The sequence below is a fragment of the Pseudomonas sp. 67(2021) genome (assembly GCF_017491835.1).
Classification (GTDB): Bacteria; Pseudomonadota; Gammaproteobacteria; order Pseudomonadales; family Pseudomonadaceae; genus Aquipseudomonas; species Aquipseudomonas atacamensis.
Map to the genome: position 1 here is coordinate 1 of NZ_JAFGYL010000003.1, position 24,639 is coordinate 24,639.

General features: G+C 63.8%; 4 protein-coding genes. All 4 read right to left on the reverse strand.

The features are described 5' to 3' along the window. On the reverse strand, positions 1–910 hold a 910-nt coding region (locus J5M66_RS05690), incomplete at its 3' end, for an alpha/beta hydrolase (RefSeq protein WP_207817482.1). A 69-nt stretch (positions 911–979) separates the two neighbouring features. Then, complete coding sequence (locus tag J5M66_RS05695) at positions 980–13,294, reverse strand: non-ribosomal peptide synthase/polyketide synthase (protein WP_207807364.1); 12,315 nt, start codon at positions 13,292–13,294, stop codon at positions 980–982. A 13-nt stretch (positions 13,295–13,307) separates the two neighbouring features. Beyond that, on the reverse strand, positions 13,308–21,131 hold the full coding sequence (locus J5M66_RS05700) for a non-ribosomal peptide synthetase (RefSeq protein WP_207807365.1): 7,824 nt from the start codon (positions 21,129–21,131) through the stop codon (positions 13,308–13,310). After that, on the reverse strand, positions 21,128–24,529 hold the full coding sequence (locus J5M66_RS05705) for a non-ribosomal peptide synthetase (protein ID WP_207807366.1): 3,402 nt from the start codon (positions 24,527–24,529) through the stop codon (positions 21,128–21,130). The genes J5M66_RS05700 and J5M66_RS05705 overlap by 4 nt, the downstream gene beginning before the upstream one ends. Positions 24,530–24,639 lie beyond the last annotated feature (110 nt).

Sequence of the window (24,639 nt, forward strand, 5' to 3'; positions counted from 1 at the left end):
CCAGAACCCCAGGCACCACCGCCCCCAACCGCAACAAATCATGAGTCAGCCCGGCACAAACCTCGACCTCGACCTCAACCCCCTGCCCGCGCAGCCTGTCGACATAAGCCTGCCCCTCATCCAGCAACGGATCAAACCCGGCCAATACGACAATAGCCGGCGCAACCCCGCGCAGATCCTCCGCCAGCAACGGCGAAAAGCGCCAATCCAGATAATCCTCCGGCCCTCGCGCATAGTGCTGATAAAACCACTCCAGCGTGTCGTTCTCGAGCAGGTACCCCTCACCAAACAACAGCCGCGAATCATGCACCCGCGAAGCATCCGTCACCGGATAACACAACAACTGCGCCTTCGGCGCGATAGCCACCGTGTGCGGCTGCCGCACAGCCTGAATCGCCAGCACCGTCGCCAACGTGGCACCCGCGCTATCACCGCCAAACGCAACGCGCGAACCATCCAGGCCGAGGCTCGCAGCCTGTTCGGCCAGCCAGGCCAAAGCGTCCTCGCCATCCTCCAGCGCCGTCGGAAAGCGATGCTCCGGCGCCAGTCGATAACCGACCGAAAGCACCGCACACGGCGTGCGCTGGCAAAACTCGCGGCAGACACCGTCGTGGGAATCCAGACTGCCAACGACAAATCCGCCACCGTGGAAATACACCAGCACCGGCAGCGGCGATTCAATACCGTTGGGCCGATACAAACGTAACGCCAGCGCCGCACCGTCACGGGCCTGTGTTTCGATCTTGGTGACTTCAAGATCCTGCGGCGCCGGCCAGCGCAGTTGCGCGGTGGTCTGTTCGAAGGTGGCGCGGGCCTCGCTCGGGGTCAGTTGGTGCATGGCTGGCAGGCCGGCGTCCTGGCTGTCTTGAGCGAGGTCGAGGAAAGCTTCCAGATCAGGGTGTAACGACATCGTTAAAAATCCTTGTATCCGCAATAAGACGGGCGCGCCTGGGCAGCGCCCGCGCAAAAGACCGGGTGATCAACCCACCCGCGCCATGCAATGTTCGATCAACGCTTCAAGCTCGCGCTGGTAATCGCTCATCAGCGCATCCATGGTGCCGGCGCGGTAACGCTGGCTGCTGTAGATGCAGCGCAACGCCAGTTGCCCGTCATAGACCTGGCCGACAATTTCCAGCCAGTTGCCCAGGTTCGCCTTGAGGCTGTAGTTGTCGCCGGTCTCTTCCAGTGCCGGCACCAGCAACGCCTGTTCATCGAAGCTCTGGTCGAACTGCCCGAGGTAGTTGAAGGTCACCCGTGCCTGCGGCAATGCAGCCAGTTGCGCGGAGATTTCCGGCCCGGCCAGATGACGCAGCACGCCATAGCCGATGCCCTTCTGCGGTACGCCCGCCAGTTGCGCCTGCACATTGATGATCGACTGGCCGATGTCATCGCTGTCCGGACGCAAACGCACCGGGAACATGCTGGTGAACCAGCCGAGGCTGCGGCTCAGGTCGATCGATTCGAAGAGGTCTTCGCGCCCGTGCCCTTCGAGCAGAATCAGCGCCGACGGTTGCTCGCTCCAGCGGCACAGGGCGCGGCTGAGCGCCGACAGCAGCAGGTCGTTGATCTGCGTGCCGTACACCGCCGGGGCCTGTTTGAGCAGTTGTTCGGTGTGCTCGCGGGACAGCTTGAGCCGTGCCTGCGCCTGTTGCCGCACAAGGTTCTTGCCGCGCGAGTTGTCGCACGGCAGATCAACGCCGGGCTGATCCAGTTGCTCCAGCCAATAGCTCAATTCCTGCTCGGCAATCACCGGCGCCTGCGCCTGCAATGCCTCGGCAAACGAACGATAACTGCTGGTGCGAATCGGCAGTTGCGGCGCCAGCCCCTGCACGCACGCCTCATAAGCGACTTTCAGATCGTCGAGCAGAATCCGCCACGACACGGTGTCGACCACCAGGTGATGAATCACCACCAGCAACCGCGCCTGACCATCCGGCAAGGCCACATGCATGACCCGCCAGACCGGCCCGTCATCGAGTTTGAGGCTGCGCTGCGCGAGGTTGGCCAAGACTTCGACCTCTTCGCTGTTTTGCGCTTCGCGGCGCCACAGCACAGCCTCGTCGGAGGCGCTGCTGCTATAGCGCTGCAACCAGCGCCCGCCGTCGTTGGAAAAACGCAGGCGCAGCGAATCGTGATGTTGTTCGATCAAGCCCAGTGCCTGTTCCAGTGCATCAAGATCCAGCGGTTGACGTGCGCTGAGCAGCAACGACTGGTTGTAGTGATGCGCCTCGGCCATGCCTTCGGCGAAGAACCACTCCTGGATCGGCAGCAAATTGAACACGCCCTCTGCGGCAACCTGAGTCAGGTCCGGCAGCGCTTGCCCGGCGCCCTCCTTCGCCACTTGCTGCTCGAGAATGCCGGCGATGGTCTGATAACGCATCAGATCACGCAGCTTCAGCTCCATCTGCAGCGTCGGGTGGTTTCTCACCCGCGAGATCACTTGCAGGCTGAGGATCGAATCGCCACCCAGTTCAAAGAAGTTATCGCTGATACCGACCTGCCCGACCTGCAACACCTGCGCCCAGATTTCCGCCAACAGGCGTTCCTGCTCGGTGCGCGGGGCAACATATTCGTCGCTTTTGAACTCCGGCTCCGGCAGGGCCTTGCGATCGAGTTTGCCGTTGGGTGTAACCGGGAACGCGCTGAGGCAGACGATCTGCGCCGGCACCATGTATTCCGGCAGCGAAGCACGCAGCCCGGCCTTGAGTTCATCGCCGATATCATCACCCGTGGCGGTGACCACATAACCGATCAGTTGCTTGCCGGAGGCATTGTCGCGGGCAATCACCAGCGCATCGCTGACCGCCGGCAACTGACGCAGGCTGGCCTCGACTTCGCCCAGCTCGATGCGGAAGCCACGCACCTTGACCTGATGGTCGATGCGCCCGACGTAATCGACCACGCCGTCCGCGCGACGACGCACCAGATCGCCGCTGCGGTACAGACGCTCGCCAGGGGCAAACGGGTTGGGCACGAAGCGTTCGCCGGTCAGGTCGGGGCGGCCGTAGTAACCGCGAGCGACGCCGTAACCGCCGATGTACAACTCACCGGCAAAGCCCGGCGGCAGCGGATTCAGATCATCGTCGAGCACGTACAGCGAGCGCGCACCGACCGCGCGGCCGATCGGCGCATACGCCGCTTCGCAGTGCTGGCTGATGGCGACTTTCCAGAGCATCGGCGTGACCACGGTTTCGGTCGGGCCGTAGCCGTTGGTGAAGAACTGCGGACGCAACGCGGCTTTGACCTGTTCGAAGGTCTGCTCCGGCACCGCATCGCCACCGAAGCAGTAGATGCGCACTGGCGGCGGCGCAATGCCGCTGGCGGCGGCGTACTCGGCCAGTTGCTTGAGATAGGCCGGCGGGAAGCAGGCGATGGTCACGCCGTAATCGTGCAGGGCCTGATAGGTCTGCTCCGGCGTCCACAGACATCCGTCGCGGATCACCAGACGCCCGCCGCTGTACAAGGTACTCAGCCAGCGTTCGTGAGCGCCGTCGAAAGCGAACGACATGAAGTGCAACTCGCAACTGCTCGCGTCCATTTCGTACAGCTCGGCGATGGCCTGGCAATGCATGCTCAGCGGTCCCTGCGTCACGGCAACGCCTTTCGGCCGTCCGGTGGAACCGGAGGTGTAAACCAGATAGGCCAGGCCCTGCTCGTGAACATCGCAGACCGGGGCAGCATCGCTGTAAAGACTGCGATCGAGTTGATCGATTTCCAGACGCCGCACGCCTTGTGGTGCAGGCAACGTCGCGCGCAGGCTGGTTTGCGTCAGCAGCAGGGCCATGCGCGAATCTTCGATCATGTACGCCAGACGCTCCGGCGGGTAATCGATGTCCAGCGGCACGTACGCCGCACCGCTCTTGAGCACGGCGAGGAAGCTCACCAGCATTTCCAGCGAACGCGGCAATGCCACGCCGATCACCACTTCCGGACCGGCGCCGTGGGCGGTCAGGCACTGCGCGAGTCGATTGGCCTGCCGCTCCAGTTCGGCATAGCTCAGGCTCTCGCCGGCGCATTGCACCGCGATCGCGTCGGGCTGCTGTTGCGCATGACGACTGATCAACTCCGGCAACAGGCGAGGCTCATGGCGGTGCGCCGGCTCCGCGCTCCAGGCCTGCGCCGCTTGCCATTGTTCGGCGGACAGACGCTGCAAGTTGCCCAGCCGCTCATACGGCGCGGCCATCATCGCCGCGAGGGTGTTTTCCAGGGTCAGGCGAATGCCTTGCACCGCCTCGGCGCTGAAGTGGCTGCGCAGGTACAGGTACTCGATCGACAACTCGTCGCCGAGCATCACCGCAAGGTCCATCGGCACGTTGGTCACACCGTGGCCGATGGATTTGCCGAAGGTCAGCTCGGTGTCGGTTTCTTCCTGCAAGCGCTCGTCGATCGGGAAGTTCTCGAACACCACGATGCTGTCGAACAGCGCCTGACCACCGAGGTTCGACCAGCGCTGCACATCGGCCAGCGGTGCCTGGGAGTAATCGCGGATGTCGAGGTTGTAGGCCTGCACTTCACCCAGCCAGTCGGCCAGACGCTGATCGGCCTGTGGGGTCTGAATGATCGGCAAGGTGTTGATGAACAGGCCGAGCATGTTGCCGACGTTCGGCAGACTTTCCGGGCGCCCCGATACAGTGGCGCCGAAGGTCACCGTCTGCTGACCGGTGTAGCGTTGCAACAGCAGCAGCCACGCGCCCTGGATCAGTGTGTTAGGGGTGATGCGCAGGTCGCGGCAGAACTCCAGCAGGCGTGTGGTTTGCGCCTTGTCCCAATTCGAATAGAGCGCATCGTGACCAGTAACGTCGGCACTATGACGCGGGTGCATCGCCTGACTCAGCGCGGTCGGTTCGTTGACCACCGCCAGACGCGCCTTCCAGAACAGCTCCTGGGCATCCTGATCCTGCGCCTGCAACCAGGCAATGAAGTCGCGATAGCGGCCATTTTCGCCAGTCACCTCGCCCGTGGAGTAGTACTGCAAGACCTCACCGAACAACCGCGAACTGCTCCAGCCGTCCATCAGAATGTGATGGCTGGTCCAGATCATCTGGTACTGCTCGTCGCCCAGCTGCAGCAGGGTCACCCGCTGCAATCGCGCTTCGGCCAAGTCGAAGCCCAGCGCGCGATCAGCGCTGGCGAACTCGGCAATCGCCGCCTCGCTGCAGTCCTGCCCACGCCAATCGAGCACCTGCATCTGCAACGGCGCCTGGCGATGGACGACCTGCAGCGGTTTGGCCAGGCCGTCCTGCCAATGGAAACTGGTGCGCAGGATCGCCTGACGTACAATGATGAACTCCCAGGCCCGGCGGAAACGCTCCACGTCGAGGCCCTTGATCGGCAGGCTGACCTGTTGCACGTAAAGGCTGCTGCCGTTATCCGACAGGGTGTGGAAGAGCATGCCTTCCTGCATCGGCGACAGCGGATAGACGTCTTCGATCAGCTCCGCCGGCACCGGCAAGGCATCGAGCTGTGCCTGATCCAGCTGCGCCAACGGGTAGTCGGCAGCGCTGGCGGATTGCGCGTCTGCAAGCGAAACCACTGCGGCCAGTTTCTGCACCGTCTGCTGCTGGAACAGGTCTTTGGGCGTGAAGCAAATGCCCTGCTGCCGCGCGCGGCTAACCAGTTGGATCGAGATGATCGAATCACCGCCGAGGGCGAAGAAATCGTCGGTCACGCCGACCTGCTCGATCTTCAGAATGTCCTGCCAGACCTCGGCCAGCTGCTGCTCCAGCGGCGTCGACGGCGCGACGTAATCGCGTTGTGCCTGGCTGGCATCCGGTGCCGGCAAAGCCTTGCGATCAAGTTTGCCGTTGGGTGTCAACGGCAACTGTTCGAGGAACAGCCACTGCGCCGGCACCATGTAGTCCGGCAGATGCGCCTTGAGCGCGGCTTGCAACTCAGCACTCAGCGCGTCCAGTTGCGCGGGGCTTTGATCGGCCTCGGCCGGTACCACATAAGCCACCAGTTGCTGGCCGCCAACGCCGTCGACCGCCAGCACCACGCCTTCGCGCACGCTGGCCTGGGCCAGCAGACGCGCTTCGATTTCACCCAGTTCAATACGGAAGCCGCGCACCTTGACCTGATGGTCGATGCGGCCGACGTATTCGATACGGCCGTCGTCCATGAAACGCGTCAGGTCGCCGGTGCGGTACATGCGCTCGCCGTTGCTCGCCAACGGGTTGGGCACGAAGCGCTCGGCGGTCAGGCCCGGGCGCAACAGATAGCCACGCGTGATGCCCTCACCGGCCAGATACAGCTCCGCTGCGATGCCGACTGGCGCTTGCTGCAATTGCTCGTCGAGCAGGTACGCAGTGGTATTGCCCAAAGGCCGGCCGATATTGGCCTGGCCACCGAGTTCGCGACGGGTCCAGGTCGAATACGTGGTGTCTTCGGAAGGCCCGTACAGATCGTAAACGTGGGCGACCGAAGTTTCGCGGTACAAGGTGTCGACCAGCGCCTGCTTGAGCGGCTCGCCGGCCAGATTGATGATGCGCACGCCCGGCGGGATCTGGCCGATGCGTTGTAGCGCGGCAATCGCCGACGGCACGGTGTTGATCAGGCGCACCTGATCACGCTCGGGCAAGTCCGCCAGCTCCAGGGCATTGCGCGCCATGACCATGGACCCGCCGCGCGCCAGGGTGACGAAAATCTCCCACACCGACAAGTCGAAGCACACCGACGTCGACGCCAGCACGCCTTGCAGATCGTCCTCGCTGTAGACCTCGGCGGACCAGTGAATCAGCGCCTGCACGTTGCGATGGGCGATGGCCACGCCTTTCGGTTTGCCGGTGGAACCGGAGGTGTAGATCACGTAGGCCAGATTGGCCGAGTCGGCGCGCGCCGGCAGGTTGTCCGGCGCCTGCGATGCAAACGCCTCGCCGCCGGCCTCGACCAGCACCACGTGTGCTTCGCTGGATGGCAGTTGCGCCAGCAACGCTTGCTGGGTCAGCAGGACTTTCGCCTGGCTGTCATCGAGCATGTAGGCCACGCGGTCTGCCGGGTAGTCCGGGTCCAGCGGCACGTAGGTGCCGCCGGCCTTGAGCACCGCCATCAGGGCGATCACCAGTTCCGCCGAACGCGGCAGCGCCACGCCGACGCGCACTTCGGCGGTGACACCCAGCGTCACCAGATGCCGGGCCAACTGGTTTGCGCGGCGGTTCAGTTCGCCGTAGCTCAGGGCCACGCCGGCATGACTCAACGCCAGTGCCTGCGGATGCGCCGCCACCCGTGCTTCAAAGCTCTGCGAGATCAAGCGCTCGGCCGGATAAGCCGCGTGATTGTCGTTCCACTGCGCCAGCGTCTGCCGTTCGGCCAGCGGCAGCAGACCGATCTCGCCAAGTGCCCGTTGCGGCGCTGCGATAAATTGCTCGAGCACTTCACGCAAATGCGCCGCCAGAGCAAGCACGCTGCGTTCGGCAAAGTGTTCGGTGAGGTAGTTGAAATCGAGGTTGAGCACTTCGCTGGCGCCAGCAATCAGGGTCAGGCCGTAGTTGGTCTGCTCGCGATGCTCCAGACCGGAAAAACGCAGCCCGCCCGGATTGGCCTCCAACGCTTCGGACACCGGGTAGTTCTCGAACACCAGCAAAGTGTCGAACAGCGCTTCGCCACTCAATGCGGCCAGACGCTGAATGTCCTGCAACGGCGTCTGCTCGTAATCGCGCAACAGCAGGTTCTTGTCCTGCACGCTGCGCACCCAATCGCCGACGCTGAGGCTGGCCTGCGGGCTGGCGATCACCGGCAGAGTGTTGATAAACAGCCCTAGCTGTTCTTCGATGCCCGGCAAATCCACCGGACGCCCGGATACCGTAGCGCCAAACGCCACCGTGGCCTGCCCGGTGTAGCGCTGCAACACCAGCAGCCACGCGGCCTGCACCAGGCTGTTGAGGGTCACCTGTTGCTGACGGGAGAAGGCGTTCAGACGCTGGGTCAACGCTTCGTCGAAATGCAGACGATGCATCTGTTTGCCCGGCCCCGGCACGGTGCGTCCGTGGCAGGCCGAGGCCAGTCGGCTCGGCTCGTCGAGTTCGGCCAGTTGCCCGCGCCAGAATTCCTGCGCCCCAGCCTTGTCCTGGCCCTGCAGCCAGACCAGAAAATCGCGATAGCGACCCTGCGCGCTCGGCACCGACTGGCCGGCGTAATCCTGCAGCACTTCGCCGAACATCCGCGAGTTGCTCCAACCATCCATGAGGATGTGGTGACAAGTGAAAATCAGTCGATGGCGATCGTCGGCAGTGCGCAACAGGCACAGACGCAACAGCGGCGGATTCTGCAGATCGAAGCCGCGTTCGCGGTCGGCCTGCGCCCGTGCTTCAAGCACTGCTGGCAGATCGGCGGCATCACGCACATCGACTTCCGGCATTTCCAGGGTCAGTTGGCGATTGATCACCTGCAACGGCGCGTCGAGGCCATCGCGGCCCCAGATGAAACCGGCGCGCAGCACTTCATGGCGATCGACCACCCGCTGCCAGGCTTGCTGAAACCGCGCGACTTCGAGGCCGTCGATGTCCAGCAGCATCTGATAGACGTAGGCGCTGGCGTCGGCGTCGTACAGGCTGTGGAACAGAATGCCCTGCTGCATCGGCGCCAGCGGATAAATGTCCTCGATGCGCTGGGCGGCAATCGGCAGGCTGTCCAGATGCGCCTGAGACAAACCGGCCAGCGGCACATCGGACGGCGTGAGGCCGCCCGCATGGCTGAGGCAGTGGTCGATCAATTCGCTCAGCGCCACTTCGTAGGCGCGGGCCAGCGCGGCAATGGTCGCTTCTTCGAAGACGTCGCTGCTGTAGGTCCAGGTCAGGCTCAACTGGCCCTGATAAACCCGGCCATCGATGGTCAGCCAGTTGGCCATCGGCGCGTTTGCGTCCTGACCGGCGCCCTTGTCCTCAGTGGCCGGCCGCCACAAGGCGTCTTCATCGAAGTTGTTATCGAACTGGCCGAGGTAGTTGAACGTCACCTGCGGTTGCGCCAGTTCATGCAGTGCCGCTTGTGCTTCGGCGGTGCCGAGATAACGCAGCAAGCCATAGCCGATGCCCTTGTTGGGGATCGCGCGCAGTTGCTCCTTGATGCCTTTGATCGAGCTTTCCAGGCTGGCGTTTGGTGTCAGGCGTACCGGGAACATGCTGGTGAACCAGCCCACGGTGCGGCTCAAGTCGATGTCATCGAAGAGGTCTTCGCGGCCATGGCCTTCGAGCTGCACCAACGCGCTGTCGCTAGCGGTCCACTCGCAGAGCACCCGCGCCAGTGCGGTCAGCAGCAGGTCGTTGACCTGAGTGCGGTAGGCCGCCGGGGCCTGTTGCAGCAATTGGCGGGTACGTTCGGCATCCAGTCGCGTGTCGACGCTGCGTTCGAAGCGGTTGTTCAACTGGCCCTGCGGATTATCCAGCGGCAAACCGAGCGGCGCGTCGCGCAACTGCTCGCGCCAGTAGCTCAGTTCGCTGCCCAGCGCCGTGCTGCGCGCATGTTCTTGCAGGCGCACGCCCCAGTCCTTGAACGCGCTGGTCTTGGCCGGCAGATGCACGCTCTGTCCGCTGCTGATCTGCTGATAGGCGCTTTGCAGGTCTTCGAGCAGGATTCGCCAGGACACGCCATCGACCACCAAGTGATGAATCACCAGCAACAGACGCTGACTGGCGTCCGGCAAATCGATCAGCGCCGCGCGGATCAGCGGGCCGTTATGCAGGTCGAGGCTGCGTTGCAGGTCCAGGCACAGCGCTGGCAATGCCGCGCTGTCGTCCAGCGTAAAGCTGCGCAACAAGTCTTGTGGCTGATCCGCCGCACCGTGGCTTTGCTGCCAGCCCTGCTCGGTTTGGCGATAACGCAGACGCAAGGCGTCATGCTGCTTTTGCACCTGCGCCAGGGCCTGTTGCAGCGCCCCGGCTTGCAGGGTTTTCGCCGGGGTCAGCAGGATCGACTGGTTCCAGTGATGCCGCGCCGGGATGTCGCTGTGGAAGAAATACTGCTGGATCGGCGTCAGCGGCGCGTCGCCAAGCACTTCGCCCTGCTCCGTCTGCACCGCGTCGCTCTGCTGCGCAACGGTGGCCAGACGCTGCACGGTCTGATGCTGAAAAATGTCCTTGGGCGTAAAGCGAATGCCGGCCTGCCGCGCGCGACTGACCACTTGAATCGAGATGATCGAGTCGCCGCCCAGCTCGAAGAAATTATCGTGAAGCCCGACCCGTTCGACCTTGAGCACGTCCTGCCAGATCTCCGCCAGACGCTGTTCCAGTTCACTGCGCGGCGCCGCGTAGGCTTCTTGCACCTGCGCAACATCCGGCTGCGGCAGTTGCTTGCGATCGAGCTTGCCGTTGGCGGTCAGCGGCAGCCGGTCGAGGAACGCCCAACTGACCGGGACCATATAATCCGGCAGGGTTTCGCGCAGGTGCAGCTTGATCGAATCGCGCAGCGCGCCCTGCTCGTCCGCATTCAATGTCTCGGCCGGCACGACCCAGGTCGCCAGTTGCTGACCGCTGAGGCCGTCCACCGCCAGCACCACCGCTTCGCGCACCTGTGGATGCTTGAGCAGTTGCGCTTCGATTTCGCCGAGCTCGATACGGAAACCACGGATCTTCACTTGGTGGTCGATACGGCCGATGTACTCGATCACCCCGTCGCCGCGCAGACGTGCGAGGTCGCCGGTACGGTACAGGCGCTGGCCGGCGTTGCGGTTGAACGGGTCCGGCACGAAGCGGGTGGCGCTCATGCCGGCCTGATTCAGATAACCACGGGCCAGACCGGCGCCAGCGATGTACAACTCGCCAATGCAGCCTTGCGGCACCAGGTTGAGCGAACTGTCGAGCAAGTACCACGACAGGTCGACAATCGGCGCGCCGATCGGGCTGCTGTGATTGCTGTGCAGATCCGCCAGCGACAACGGCCGGTAAGTCACGTGCACGGTGGTTTCGGTAATGCCGTACATGTTGATCAGCGTCGGCGCGCGGTCGCCAAAACGCTCGAACCACGGGCGCAGATTCTGTACTTCCAAAGCCTCGCCGCCGAACACCACGTAACGCAAGGCGTTGCTGCGGCTCGACTCGCAGGCGACCTGCATCAGCGGTTTGAATGCCGACGGCGTCTGGTTCAACACCGTGACGTTTTCATCGCACAGCAGCGTGTAGAAATCTTCCGGCGAACGGCTGACATCGTGCGGCACGACCACCAGTTTGCCGCCGTACAACAGCGCGCCGAAAATCTCCCACACCGAAAAGTCGAACGCGTAGGAATGGAACAGCGTCCAGCTGTCCTGCGCGCCGAAATCGAACCAGTGCTCGGTGGCGCTGAACAGGCGCATCACGTTGCCGTGCGGCAGCAAGGCGCCCTTGGGTTTGCCGGTGGAACCGGAGGTGTAGATGACGTAGGCCAGATTGTCCGGCGTGGTCAGGCATGGCGGGTTACTTGCGATGCCATGCTCCGGCGTTTGATTCAGGTCGAGGCAGATCAGCCCCGGCGGCAGCGGCAATTGCCCGAGCAAATGGCCCTGGGTCAACAGCAAGTGAATTCCGCTGTCGTCGATCATGTAGCTCAAGCGGTCATCCGGGTAGCTCGGGTCCAGCGGCACATAGGCGCCGCCGGCCTTCAGCACCGCGAGAATGGCGACGATCATGTCCAGCGAACGCTCCACCGCCACGCCGACGCGCACGTCCGGGCCGACGCCCTGCTCGAGCAGCGTATGCGCCCACAGGTTGGCGCGGTGATTGAGCTCGGCGTAGGTCAGGCGTTGCCCGGCACAGCTCACCGCCACCGCATCGGCATGCCGCTCGGCCTGGGCCTCGATGGCTTGCTGGATGCACGGCGTCAGCGGTTGTTCAATCAGCGACGGATTCCATTGCGCCAACAGCTGTTGCTGCTGACCTGCATCGAGCATTGGCAACTGGCCGATACGCCGGGTCGGCTCGGCGACGATCGCTTGCAACAACGCGGTCCAGTGCTGCGCCAGGCGCTCGATGGTCGCTGCGTCGAACAGGTCAGTGGCGTACTTGAGCACCGCTTCGATGCCGTGGGCCTGTTCGGTGGTGTTGAGGGTCAGGTCGAATTGCGCGGTCTGGCTCTGCCATTCCAGCGGTTCGATGTTCAGGCCGTTGAGGCGTGTGGCGACGCTTGCGCGGCGCTCGGCCTGGTGGTTGAACATCACCTGGAACAGCGGACTGTGGCTGAGGCTGCGGCCCGGTTCCAGCGCTTCGACCAGTTGCTCGAAGGGCAAGTCCTGATGCGCCTGCGCCTCCTGCGCCGTCTGTTTGACCTGACGCAGCAGTTCGATAAACGGCAGCTCTGCGTCGATGTCCGCCTTGAGCACCTGGGTGTTGACGAAGAAGCCGATCAGGCGCTCGATTTCCACCCGGCCACGGTTGGCCACCGGCACGCCGACACGGATGTCGCTTTGCCCGCTGTAGCGATGCAGCAAGGCCTGAAACGAAGCCAGCAGCAACACGAACAGGGTGACGTTTTCCTGCCGGGCAAAGGCCTTGAGGGCATGGCTCAGCGCCGGATCAAGAATCAGGTTGTGGCTGGCGCCGGCGAAGCTCTGCTCGACCGCGCGCGGGCGATCCAGCGGCAGTTCCAGCACCGGTTGTTCGCCGCCGAGTTTTTCCTGCCAGTAGGCCAGTTGTCGCTCCTGCTCACCGGCCTCCATCCAGTGGCGCTGCCACAAGGCGTAATCGGCATATTGAATCGGCAGTGCCGGCAGACCGGCGTCGTGACCGAGGTTGAACCCGGCATAGAGCTGCACCAGTTCCTCGATCATCACTTGCAGCGACCAGCCATCGGAAACGATGTGATGCAGGGTCAGCACCAGCACATGCTCAGCGGGGTTGACCTGTAGCAGCGCGGCACGCAGCAACGGCCCGTGCTGCAGGTCGAAAGTCTTCTGGCTCTGGGTCTGCACGAAAGCCTCGATCGAGTGCTCCGGGTCATGCGCCAGATCAGCGCTCAGGTTGTGAGTATCGAGGGTAAAAGGTCCTGCGGGCAGGACCACTTGCAAGGGTTGCGCGCTGTCTTGAGAGAACACCGTGCGCAGGGTTTCGTGGCGTTCGATCAGCGCCGCAATGCTGCGTTCCAGTGCCGGCACATCCAGCGGCCCTTGCAAGCGCAGGGCCGTCGGAATGTTGTAGGCCGCGCTGTGCGGTGCCCACTGCCACAGGAACCACTGGCGCTGCTGAGCGTAGGACAGCAGCAACGGCTCTTCAGCCGTGCGCTTGAAAACCGGGGCAATGTCAAAGAGGTTGACGCCTTTCTGCTTGAGCAGAACCGCCAGAGCCTTTCTTTGCTTAGCCGAAAGTTGTCCTACCGACTCGATTAACTCTTGCACGCGTTTTTCCCTCTCAAGAAATCAGTTTTTCCAGATCATCGAGGGATAGACGTTTGAGGGCCTCCAGTGATTTAGCCAATTCATCCTGAACGGGCGACATTTCGACGCGCAGGGCTTCGATCCGCGCGCAGAAATCCTTGAGCGTGTCGGTCTCGAACAGCGCCTTGAGCGGCACCTTGTCGCCCAGACGTTCCTGCACCCGGGTCACCACCAGCGTCGCCAGTAACGAATGGCCGCCGAGCTGGAAGAAGTTGTCCGCCAGCCCTACCCGCTCGACTTCCAGCACTTGCTGCCAGATCGTCGCGACCTCCCACTGCAAGTCGCTTTGCGGCGCTAGGTATTGCTCCTGCGTCGGGCTCTCGCCCAACGCCATCAGCGCATTGCGATCGAGCTTGCCGTTGGGCGTCAGCGGGATCGCGTCGATCAGGTGCAGATGCCCCGGCACCATGTGCGCCGGCAAGCGGCTGACCAGCGCATTGCGCACCCGCTCGGCCAGCGTCGACCGCTCGCTGTCCGGTGCGGCGACGAGGTAGGCATGCAGGTGTTTGCCTGCGGCGCCGTCCTGCGCCAGTACCACCGCCTCACGGATATCGTCGAGTTCCAGCAGGCGTGCTTCGATCTCGCTGAGTTCGATGCGGAAGCCGCGAATCTTCACCTGATGGTCGGCGCGACCGATGTACTCGATGTTGCCATCGTCGCCCTGGCGCACCAGATCGCCGGTGCGGTACAGGCGCTCGCCGTTGCTCGCGTAAGGATTCGGCACAAAGCGTTCGGCGGTCAGCGCGGCACGACGCAGATAGCCGCGCGTCACCCCGGCACCCGCCAGATACAGCTCGGCCGCCACGCCCTCGGGCAGCGCCTGCAACTGACTGTCGAGCAGGTACGCCACGGTGTTGTCCAGTGGCCGGCCAATGTTCGCCCGGCCCATTGGCGTGCGCAGGGTGAAGGTCGAATAAGTGGTGTCCTCCGACGGCCCGTAAAGATCGTAGACCTGCTGCACCTGAGTGCTGGCGTAGAGGCTGTCGACCAGACCCTGCTTGAGCGGTTCGCCGGCCAGATTGATGGTGCCGACCGACGACGGAATCTGCCCGGCCCGTTGCAACGCGGCGATCGCCGACGGCACGCTGTTGATCAGCGTTACCTCATCGCGCGCCGGCAAATCCGCCAGCGCCAGGGCGTTGTCGGCCAGCACGAGGCAGCCTCCGCAGGCCAGCGTGACGAAGATTTCCCACACCGAGAGATCGAAGCAGATCGAGGTCGAGGCCAGCACGCCGCGCAATTGTTCTTCGCGATAGACCCCAGCCGACCATTGAATCAGCGCCGATAGATTGCCGTGGCTGATGGCTACGCCTTTCGGTTTGCCGGTGGAGCCGGAGGTGTAGATCACGTACGCCAGATTTTCAGCCGCGAGGTTAACCAGCGGCGCAGTGGCCGGGTATTCGCTGGCTTCGCTCTCGTCCACCAACAGCACCTGCGCACTCAACGACTCGGGCAGCATCGCCAACGCCGCCGGCTCAGTGAGCAGCACCGCCGCGCGGCTGTCGTCGAGCATGTGCAGCAAGCGTTCCTGCGGGTAATCCGGATCAAGCGGCACGTAGGCGCCACCGGCCTTGAGGATCGCCAGCAAGCCGACGAGCATGTCCGGCGTGCGGCGCATGCACACGCCGACGCGCACTTCCGGCCCGACGCCCATGCCTTGCAGCTTGTGCGCCAGACGATTGGCCCGGGTATCGAGGTCTTGGTAAGCGATGGACTGCTCAGCGAACAGCACCGCGTTCGCCTGTGGCTGTCGCTGCACCTGCGCGGCGATGTGCGCCAGCACCGTGCGTTGATCCGGCGTGGTAACCGGCGCCTTGCCCCACTCGATCGCTTGTTGCCTTTGTGGCTCGGCGAGCAGTTGCAGCGCGCCCAGCGGCTGCGTGGCATCGGCAAGGAACTGCTCGAGCAGACCTTGCAACTGCGCACTCAACGCGCGGATCGCTTGAGCGTCGAAGCTGGCCTGATCGTAACTTACGCCCAGACTCAGCTCGCGGCCGGTGACCGCGACCAGCGTCAGCGGATAGTGGGTCTGCTCCTGCCGGCGGATCGCCGAGAACTTCAGGCCCGTCTCAGGGCCCTGCGCCAGCGCTTCGGCCATCGGATAGTTCTCGAACACCAGAATGCTGTCGAACAATGCCCCGACACCCGCCCCGGCCCAGCGCTGAATGTCATACAGCGGCGTGTGTTCGTGCTCGCGCAAGGCCAGGTTGAGAGCCTGCACCTGTTGCAGCCATTGATTCACAGCGATCTCGGCCGACGGCGCAGCCACCACTGGCAGCGTGTTGATGAACAGGCCGATCTGCTGCTCGACGCCCGGCAAATCGGTTGGCCGTCCGGCGACCGTCGCGCCGAACGCCACGTGATCCTGGCCGGTGTAGCGCTGCAACAGCAGCAGCCACGCCGCTTGCACCAGTGTGTTGAGGGTAACTTTCTGCTCGCGGGCGAAGCGGTTCAGTTCGGCGGTCAGCGGTTCGCTGAACACATGCTCGTGATCGGCGTAGCCGCTGGCCGCGTGCCTGACCGGCATGGCACTGGCCAGTCGCGTCGGCTGTTCAAGGTCCGCCAGCGCCGCACTCCAGAACTGTCGACTGGCCTGCTGATCACGCTGGCCGAGCCATTCGATGTAATCGCGATAACGCCCCTGCCCTGCGCTCGGCGCGATGCCGGCGTAGCGTTGCAGCACTTCGCCGAACAACTGCGAAGTGCTCCAGCCGTCCATCAGGATGTGATGGCAGGTGTAGATCAGGTGATGAGTGTGCTCATCGATGCGCACCAACGTCACGCGCAACAGCGGTGCATCGAGCAGATCGAAGCCGTTATGCAGATCTTCAGTGGCGAGATGATCAAGCGCGACATCCAGGCCAGCGCGACCGCGCCAGTCCTGCACCTGCCACGGCATCTGCACGCGGCTGCGCACCACTTGCACCGGCGCGGCGGCATCCTGCGGCCAGACGAATGCCGTGCGCAAAATATCGTGAGCATCGACGGTCTGCTGCCAGGCCTGGCGGAAGCGCTCGGCGTCGAGCTGCTCGACGTCGACGCGCAGCTGATTGGTATAGGCCGGACTGTCCGGCTCGTTGCGGCTGTGGAACAGAATGCCTTGCTGCATCGGCGACAGCGGGTACAGATCGACGATGTCACGCGGCGCCATCGGCAGCGCCGACAGCTGCGCTTGCGTGAGATGGGCGAGGTTGAAGTCCGACGGTGTCACGCCACCTGCGCCGCTCGCGCAGCAATGTTCGATCAGGCGTTCCAGCTCGCGGCGATAAGCCTCGGCCAACGCCTCGATGGTCTCGGCGCGATACATGCCGATGCCGAAAGTCCAGGTCAGTTCCAGCTCACCACCGAGAACCTGTCCGTCGACGCTCAGCCAATTGCCCAGCGGCGCTTGCCCATTCTGATTGGCGCCGGTGCTGTCAGCGCTTGGCACGAACAACGCGCCCTGCTCGGCGCTGAACGCGCCGTCGAACTGACCGAGGTAATTGAAGGTCACCCGTGGTTGCGCCAGCGTCTGCAACTCGGCTGCACGCGTGAGGTAACGCAGCACGCCATAACCGATGCCTTTGCCCGGCACGGCGCGCAGTTGTTCCTTGATCGCACACAGCGATGCAGCGGGACTCGTCTGCGGGGTCAGGCGCACCGGGAACAGGCTGCTGAACCAGCCGACCGTGCGGCTCAGGTCGATGTCGTCGAACAGGTCTTCACGACCATGGCCTTCGAGCTGGATCAACACCGACGGCTGCTCGCTCCAGTCACACAGCACCCGCGCCAAAGCCGTCAGCAACAGATCGTTGATCTGCGTGCGATAAGCCGCCGGGGCGACTTTCAGCAGCTTGTCGGTCAATGTCTGGCTCAGGCGCGTACTGGCACGGGCGGCCTGGGCGCGGGTCTGGCTGTCCACGGCGAAATCTTGTGGCAGTGCCGCGTCTTCCGCCGCCAGGGTCTGGCGCCAATAATCGCGTTCGCCGGCCAGCGCTTCACTCTGTGCATAACGATGCAACTGCTCGGCCCAGTTGTGCAGCGAACTGCTCTGGCCTGGCAACACCGGCGCCGTCCCCGCCGCCAATGCCTGGTAAGACTGCTGCAAGTCCTCAAGCAGAATGCGCCACGACACGCCGTCGACGACCAAGTGATGGATGACCAGCAACAAGCGCTGCTCGGCATTCGGCAGAGTCACCAGCACCGCGCGCAGCAAATGCCCGCGTTGCAGATCAAGGCTGCGCTGCGCCGCGTCGGACACGGCCGGCAAGGCATCGAGACTGTCCAGCTCGCGCAGCCAAAGCAGTTCGGCATCGCGCTGAGTCTGCGGCAACGCCTGCCAGCTATCGCCCGACTGCACAAAGCTCAAGGCCAGCGCTTCGTGCTGTTCGACCAACGTCGCCAGCGCCTTGCGCAAATGCACGGCGTCCAGCGCCAGGGTCGGTTGCAGCATTACCGACTGATTCCAGTGCTGACGCTGGGCAATCGGCGTCTCGAAGAAGCGCACCTGGATCGGCAGCAACGGCAACGGCCCGCGTGCCATTGGTGCGGCGACGGCAGCCGGTTTGGCTTCGATCAGTTTGGCCACAGCAGCCAGTTGGCCGATGGTCTGTTTTTCGAACAACTGCTTGGGGCTGAGCTTGATGCCCTGGCGCTTGGCCCGGGCGATGATCTGCAAGCTGAGGATCGAGTCGCCACCCAGTTCAAAGAAGTTATCGCTGCTGCCGACTGTTTCGAGCTTGAGCACCTCGGCCCAGATCGCGGCGAGTTTCTCCTCGATCTCACCGACCGGCGCGACGAACTGCTGGCTGACCACGCCGGGCACTGGCAAGGCACGCTTGTCGAGCTTGCCGTTGGCAGTCAGCGGCAGCTTATCCAGTAACACTAACTGCGCCGGCACCATGTAATCCGGCAGCCGCGCCTGCAATTGCTCGCGCAGATCCTGCGCCTGCACCTTCACGCCCACTGCCGGCACGCACCACGCCAGCAGTTGCAGGCGCGCCGGATCGTCATCCAGTGGCAGCGCGAGCACGGCGGCTTCGCTGACGCCATCGAGGCTGAGCAACACCCGCGCGACTTCCGCAGGCTCGACACGGTAGCCGCGCACTTTGACCTGATCGTCGGCACGACCGATGAACTCAAGCGCCTGCTCGCGATTGCGCCGGACCCGGTCGCCACTGCGGTACACCCGCGCGCCGGGGTTCCCAAACGGATCAGGCAGGAAACGCTCAGCGGTGAGCCCCGGCTGATTCAGGTAGCCAAGGGCAACGCTGTCGCCACCGATGTACAACTCACCGGCAACCTGATCGGCCACTGGGTTGAGCACATCGTCGAGCACATAGACATGAGCACCGACCAGCGCTGCGCCGATCGGAACACTGCGCGCCTGGGCGGCGAGTTCTTCGACCTCGTGGGTCAGCACGCCCACGGTGGTTTCGCTCGGGCCATAGTGGTTGATCAGACGACAGCCCGGTTTCAGTTGCTGCACACGCTCGACCAGCGCCGGCGAACAGGCTTCGCCGCCGACGATCAGCGCGTGTTCCGGCAACACGTCGGCAGGCTTGGCCGCCTGCAACAGCGCGGCGAGATGCCCGGGGACGATCTTCAGCACGCCGACGCGATGGCGGGCCATGTATTCGGCAAAGCGATCCGGGTCGAAGCCGAGTTCTTCTGGCAGCACATGCAGCAGTCGGCCCGAGCACAACGCGCCGAACAGCACGGTGAAGCCAAGGTCGGCGGCGATGGTCGAGACCAGCGCCATGCTCGCCTCGGGCGCCGGCGCCAGACGTTCGAGTACGCCGCGCACGTAACTGCCCAGCGCGCCGTGGCTAACCAGCACGCCCTTGGGTTGCCCGGTGGAACCGGAGGTGTGAATCACGTAGGCCGGCGACTGCGCATACAGCGTCAGCTCAGGCGCGGACGTCGGCAGCGAGTGCCATTGCCCCGGTGCAAACTCCAGACCCTGACAGCCCTCACCCGCCACTTCGCTGAGCCGTGCGTCGCCTTCAGCACCGATCATCGCCCGCGCCTGCGCAGCACCGAGCATCTGCTTCAGGCGCGCGCTTGGCGCCTTGACGTCGAGCGGCATATACACCGCGCCAGCCTTGAGAATCGCCAACAGGCAAGTCAGCCAGTCCAGCGAACGTTCCAGCAGCACCGCCACCGGGTCGCCGACATCGACGCCCTGCGCACGCAAATAATGGGCGAGACGATTGGCCTCCTCATCCAGCGCCTGGAAAGTCACCGTTTGCTTGAGATCCCGAGCGGCCAACGCCTGCGGCTGCCGCGCCACTTCACGCGCCCAGTGCTGCAACACCGTCAACGCCGGTTCGCGTTGGCTGGCAAGCGCAGCAGGCCGTGGCGTCGCTACCATATGCAATGGCGCCTGCGGCGAGTCGAGCAACTGGGTAAACAGATCCAGCAACATCGGTACAAAACCGGCGACCGTTTCCGCCCGATAGAGATCGCTGGCGTAGGTCATCTGGCCGTGGATCAGCGCGCCGTCGTCGGTGATATCCAAGGCCAGATCGAAGTGCGTGCCGTCCTTGGCCAGCGGATATTCGCTGACGGTCAGGCCGGGCAAGGCCATCGAGCGCTGTTTCTGCATGCCGACGTTCTGGTTGAACTTGGCCTGGAACAGCGGGTTGTGGCCCAGGGTGCGTTCGGCGACCAATTCGTCGACCAGTTGCTCGAACGGCAATTCCTGATGCGCCTGCGCGCCGAACGCCGCTTCACGCACCTGCGCGAGCAAATCGGCGAAACTGCCGCGCTCATCGACCTGGCAACGCAGCACCTGGGTGTTGACGAAGAAACCGATCAGCCCCTCGACTTCGGCGCGGCCACGGTTGGCATTCGGCACGCCGACACGAATGTCGCGCTCGCCGGCCAGACGCGAAAGGAACAGCGAGAACCCCGCCAGCACCAGCATGAACAGGCTGATGCCCTGGCTGCGCGCGAAGACGTTGAGCTGCTGCGAAAGGTCAGCACCGAAATCAAAGCTCAGGGTCTGTCCTGCAAAGCTTTGCGTCAGCGGTCGGGCAAAGTCCGGCGCCACTTCCAGCAGCGGATGTTCGTCGCCCAATTGCTGACGCCAGTAGTCGAGCTGGCGTTCACCCTCGCCGGCCTCCAGCCAGCGCCGCTGCCAGATCGCATAGTCGGCGTACTGCAACGGCAGCGCCGGCAGTTGCGGCTCGCGCTGCAGGCTGAACGCCTGATAGCACTGCACGAATTCCTTGACCATGACGTCCATCGACCAGCCATCGGAGACGATGTGATGCATGCTCACCACCAGCACGAACTCATCGTCGGCCAAGGCAAACAGACTGGCGCGCAACAACGGGCCGTGGCGCAGATCGAACGGTTGCGCGGTGACGTCTTGCACGTGTTGCGCGAGCAGTTCTTCGCGCTCTTGCGCGGCGGTGCCGGTCAGATCGAAGCGTTCCAGCGCAATACTTTGTTGCTCGAGAATCAGCTGATGCGCTTGATCGCCGTCGGTGTGAAACACCGTGCGCAACACTTCATGGCGCGCCAGCAGATGATCGAACGAGCGGCTCAGGGCTGACTCGTCCAGCCGGCCTTTGAGACGCAAGCCAGCGGCCATGTTGTACGCGGCGCTGTGCGGTTCCAGTTGCCAGAGAAACAGCAGGCGTTGCTGGGCGAACGACAGGGGAATCTGCGCGCAGTCGTGGCGGCTGACCGGCAGCGGCAACAGGCTGAATTCCTTGCCCTCCTCGCGCAGCTTGGCGAGAAACAGCCGACGCTGTTCCAGCGGCAGGCCGACGAACCTTTTTGCAATACGTTCCGCCATCGTGCCGCTCATACTTCTTCTCCTTGCAAAGCATTCATGAACTGATCCAGGTCGGACCAGTCGTCGTCGCCGCTCGTCTCGGCCAGTTGCCCGAGCACCTCGGCGAGATCCGCCAGCAGCGGTTTTTCGAACAGGCTGCGCAGCGGCAGCACCACGCCCATCTGCTCCTTGACCCGGACAATCACTTGCGCGGCCAACAACGAATGGCCGCCCAGTTCAAAAAAGTGATCGTCCAGGCCCACACGCGGCACGTGCAGCACCTCGGCCCAGACCTGCGCCAGACATTGTTCGGCCGGTGATTGCGGGGCGCGGTAATCGCCCTGCAACTGCTCCGGATCCGGCGCTGGCAAGGCCTTGCGGTCGAGCTTGCCGCTCGGCGTCAGCGGCAGGTTCGCCAGCAACAGCAGATGCCCCGGCACCATGTAATCCGGCAGGCTGGCTTGCAGCGCAGCGCGGGTCTGCTGACGGAAGGCCGTTTGCGTTGCCGCGCTGGCAAGCACCGCAGGTTCTGTCACCACGTAAGCGACCAGTTGCGCTCCACCCGCGAACGGCACAGCCAGCACCACTGCCTCGCGAACGCCCGGAGATTGCTGCAGGCGCGATTCGATCTCGCCCAGTTCGATGCGGAAGCCGCGAATCTTCACTTGATGATCGACCCGGCCGACATACTCCAGCGCGCCATCGCCGCGCAGCCGCGCACGGTCGCCAGTGCGATACAGGCGCTGGCCGTCGGCAAACGGGTCGGCAATGAAACGCTCGGCGCTGAGGCTCGGTTGGCGCTGATAACCGCGCGCCAGCCCCGGCCCACCGATGTACAACTCGCCCACCGCGCCTTGCGGCAGCAGGTTCAGATCATCGTCGAGCACGTACAGACGCCGTGCTGCCAGTCCGTGGCCGATCGGCATGCCGCGCCACGACACGTCCTGTGCGGTCAGCGCGGTGCAGTCATGAATCGTCGAGACCACCGTGGCCTCGGTCGGGCCGTAGGTGTTGAGCAGGCGCACATGGCCGAGCCCGGCCTGTTGCCACAAGCGCAAACCGTCCACCGCCATGGCTTCACCGCCGACGTGAACCTGCCGCAGCGCGCCGAAACTGGCCGGCGGTTTCGCCGCGTATTCCTGCACCAGCCAATACCAATAAGCCGCCGGCAGGTCGGCCAGAGTGATGCCCTGATCGACGATGACCTGATGCAAAGTCGCGCTGTCCCACAACGGCGCGTCGCGCATGACCACGCTGGCGCCGTGGCACAGCGGTGGGAAAAACTGCTCGACGAAGCCATCGAAACTGCTGGTGGCGAATTGCAGAACCCGGTCGCCTTCGCGCAGATCGCTGTAGTCGATGGCTCGGGCGATGAACTCGCTCAGCGCGCCATGACTGATCGCCACGCCTTTCGGCCGCCCGGTGGAACCCGAGGTGTAGATCACGTACGCGAGATTGTCGGCCTCGACCGTGACCGACAGATTGTCGCTCTGCCCGCTGGCGGGCAATTGCTCCAGACACAGGCACTCGATACCGTCGAGCGGCGGCAGGCTGGCAAGGCTTTGCTGATCACTGAGCAACAGTTGCAAACCACTGTCAGCGAGCACATGGCGCAAGCGTTCGGCTGGGGTCTGTGGATCCAGCGGCACATAGGCACCACCGGCCTTGAGCACGGCAAGCAGCGCCACCGCCAGTTCCAGTGAACGTCCCAGCGCGACGCCGACCAGCACGTCCGGGCCGACACCCTGTGCGCGCAACTGATGGGCCAAGCGATTGCTGCGGCTGTTGAGCTCCTCGTAGCTGAATGCCCGTGAAGGCGCGGTGGCCAACAGCACCGCCGGCATTTGCGCAGTGCGCGCGACCTGCGCTTCGAACAAGCTTTGCACGCTGATAAAGCGAGGCGCTGGCGCTGTGGCCTGGATCAACCCGTGGCGTTCGCTGTCGGCGAGCATCGCCACTTCGCCGATCAACTGCTGCGGATCACGGCACACCGACTGGAGAATGTTGCGCCAATGCCCGGCCAGCGCGGCAATGGTTGCGGCATCAAAAATATCCGTGGCGTAAGTGAAGGCGGCGAACAATTGCTCGCCCTCCTCGCGAGTGTCGAGCATCAGGTCGCTGGTGGCCGCGTGTTGCCGAGCACTGCCGGCCAGTTGTTCCTCGCTCAGATAGCCCACGCGCAAGCCCGAAGCAAGTTGCGCCTGGTGCAAATCGGTGACCAGCGGCTGGTGGTTGAACATCACTTGAAACAGCGGATTGTGGCTCTGGCTGCGCGCCGGTTGCAGGGCTTCGATCAATGCGTCGAACGGCAGATCCTGATGGGCCTGGGCGCCAAGGGCGGCCTGGCGCAGGTTCTGCAGCAACTCGGTGAAGGGTGTTTGTGCGGTGACCACGCTGCGCAGAATCTGGGTGTTGACGAAGAAGCCGATCAGCCCTTCGGTTTCACTGCGGGTGCGGTTGGCAATCAGCCCGCCAACACGAATATCGGTCTGGCCGCTGTAGCGATGCAACAGGGTCTTGAACGCTGCCAGCAACACCACGAACAAGGTCACGCCCTGACGCTGGGCAAGGTTTTTCAGTTCTTCGCGCAGGGCAGCGTCGATCACTGTTTCCAGGCGTGCGCCCTGATGGCTGGCTTGCGCCGGATAAGCGCGGTCGGTGGGCAATTCCAGCACAGGATGTTCGTCGCCCAGTTGCGTGCGCCAGTAGTCCAGTTGCCGCTCGCGCTCACCGGCCTCCAGCCAGCTGCACTGCCACAGCGCATAGTCGCGGTAATGCACGGTCAAGGGCGCCAGCGTCGGTTCACGCCCGGCCACCAGCGCGTCGTAAGTGCGCATGAATTCGTCGATCAGAATGTTCATCGACCAGCCGTCGGCGATGATGTGGTGCAGGGTCAGCAGCAGCACGTGTTCTTGCGCGGCCAGGCGCAACAGCCGCAGACTCAGCAGCGGGCCGTTCTGCAGGTCGAAGGCCTGGGTCGCCTCGGCCATCATGTGCTGCTGCGCCAGCGGCCAGCGCTGGGCTTGGGGCAACTTGCTCAGGTCAGTCACGGGTAGTTTCAGTGGCTTAGGTTCGGCCACACGCTGGAAGGCCCGCTCGCCGTCCTGGCCGAAGGTGGTGCGCAAACATTCGTGGCGCGCCGCCAAACGGCTGAAGGCTTGCTCCAATGCCTCGACTTGCAATTCACCATCCAGACGCACCGCCATCGGCAAGTTATAGGCTGCGCTGGTCGGCTCCAGTTGCCAGAGAAACCACATGCGCTGCTGCGCGTAAGACAGGCCATCACGCTCGGCGATGCCGTCGCAGGCGGTCATTGGAAGCTGCGCAAAATCGATGCCCTCGCGGGCCATGCCAGCGAGGAACAGACGGCGTTTGTCCTGGGGCAATTCGATAAAGCGGCGGGCTAGTTTCTGTGCGTCTGCGGCATTCATGCGTGGAGTCCTTGCTGATCGGCGGCGTGACCTGGAGACCCGGTCGTATCAACAAGAACGAATGGCCCGCGCGATGATTTAGCGCGCCAGCGGCAATCACGGCCCGACGG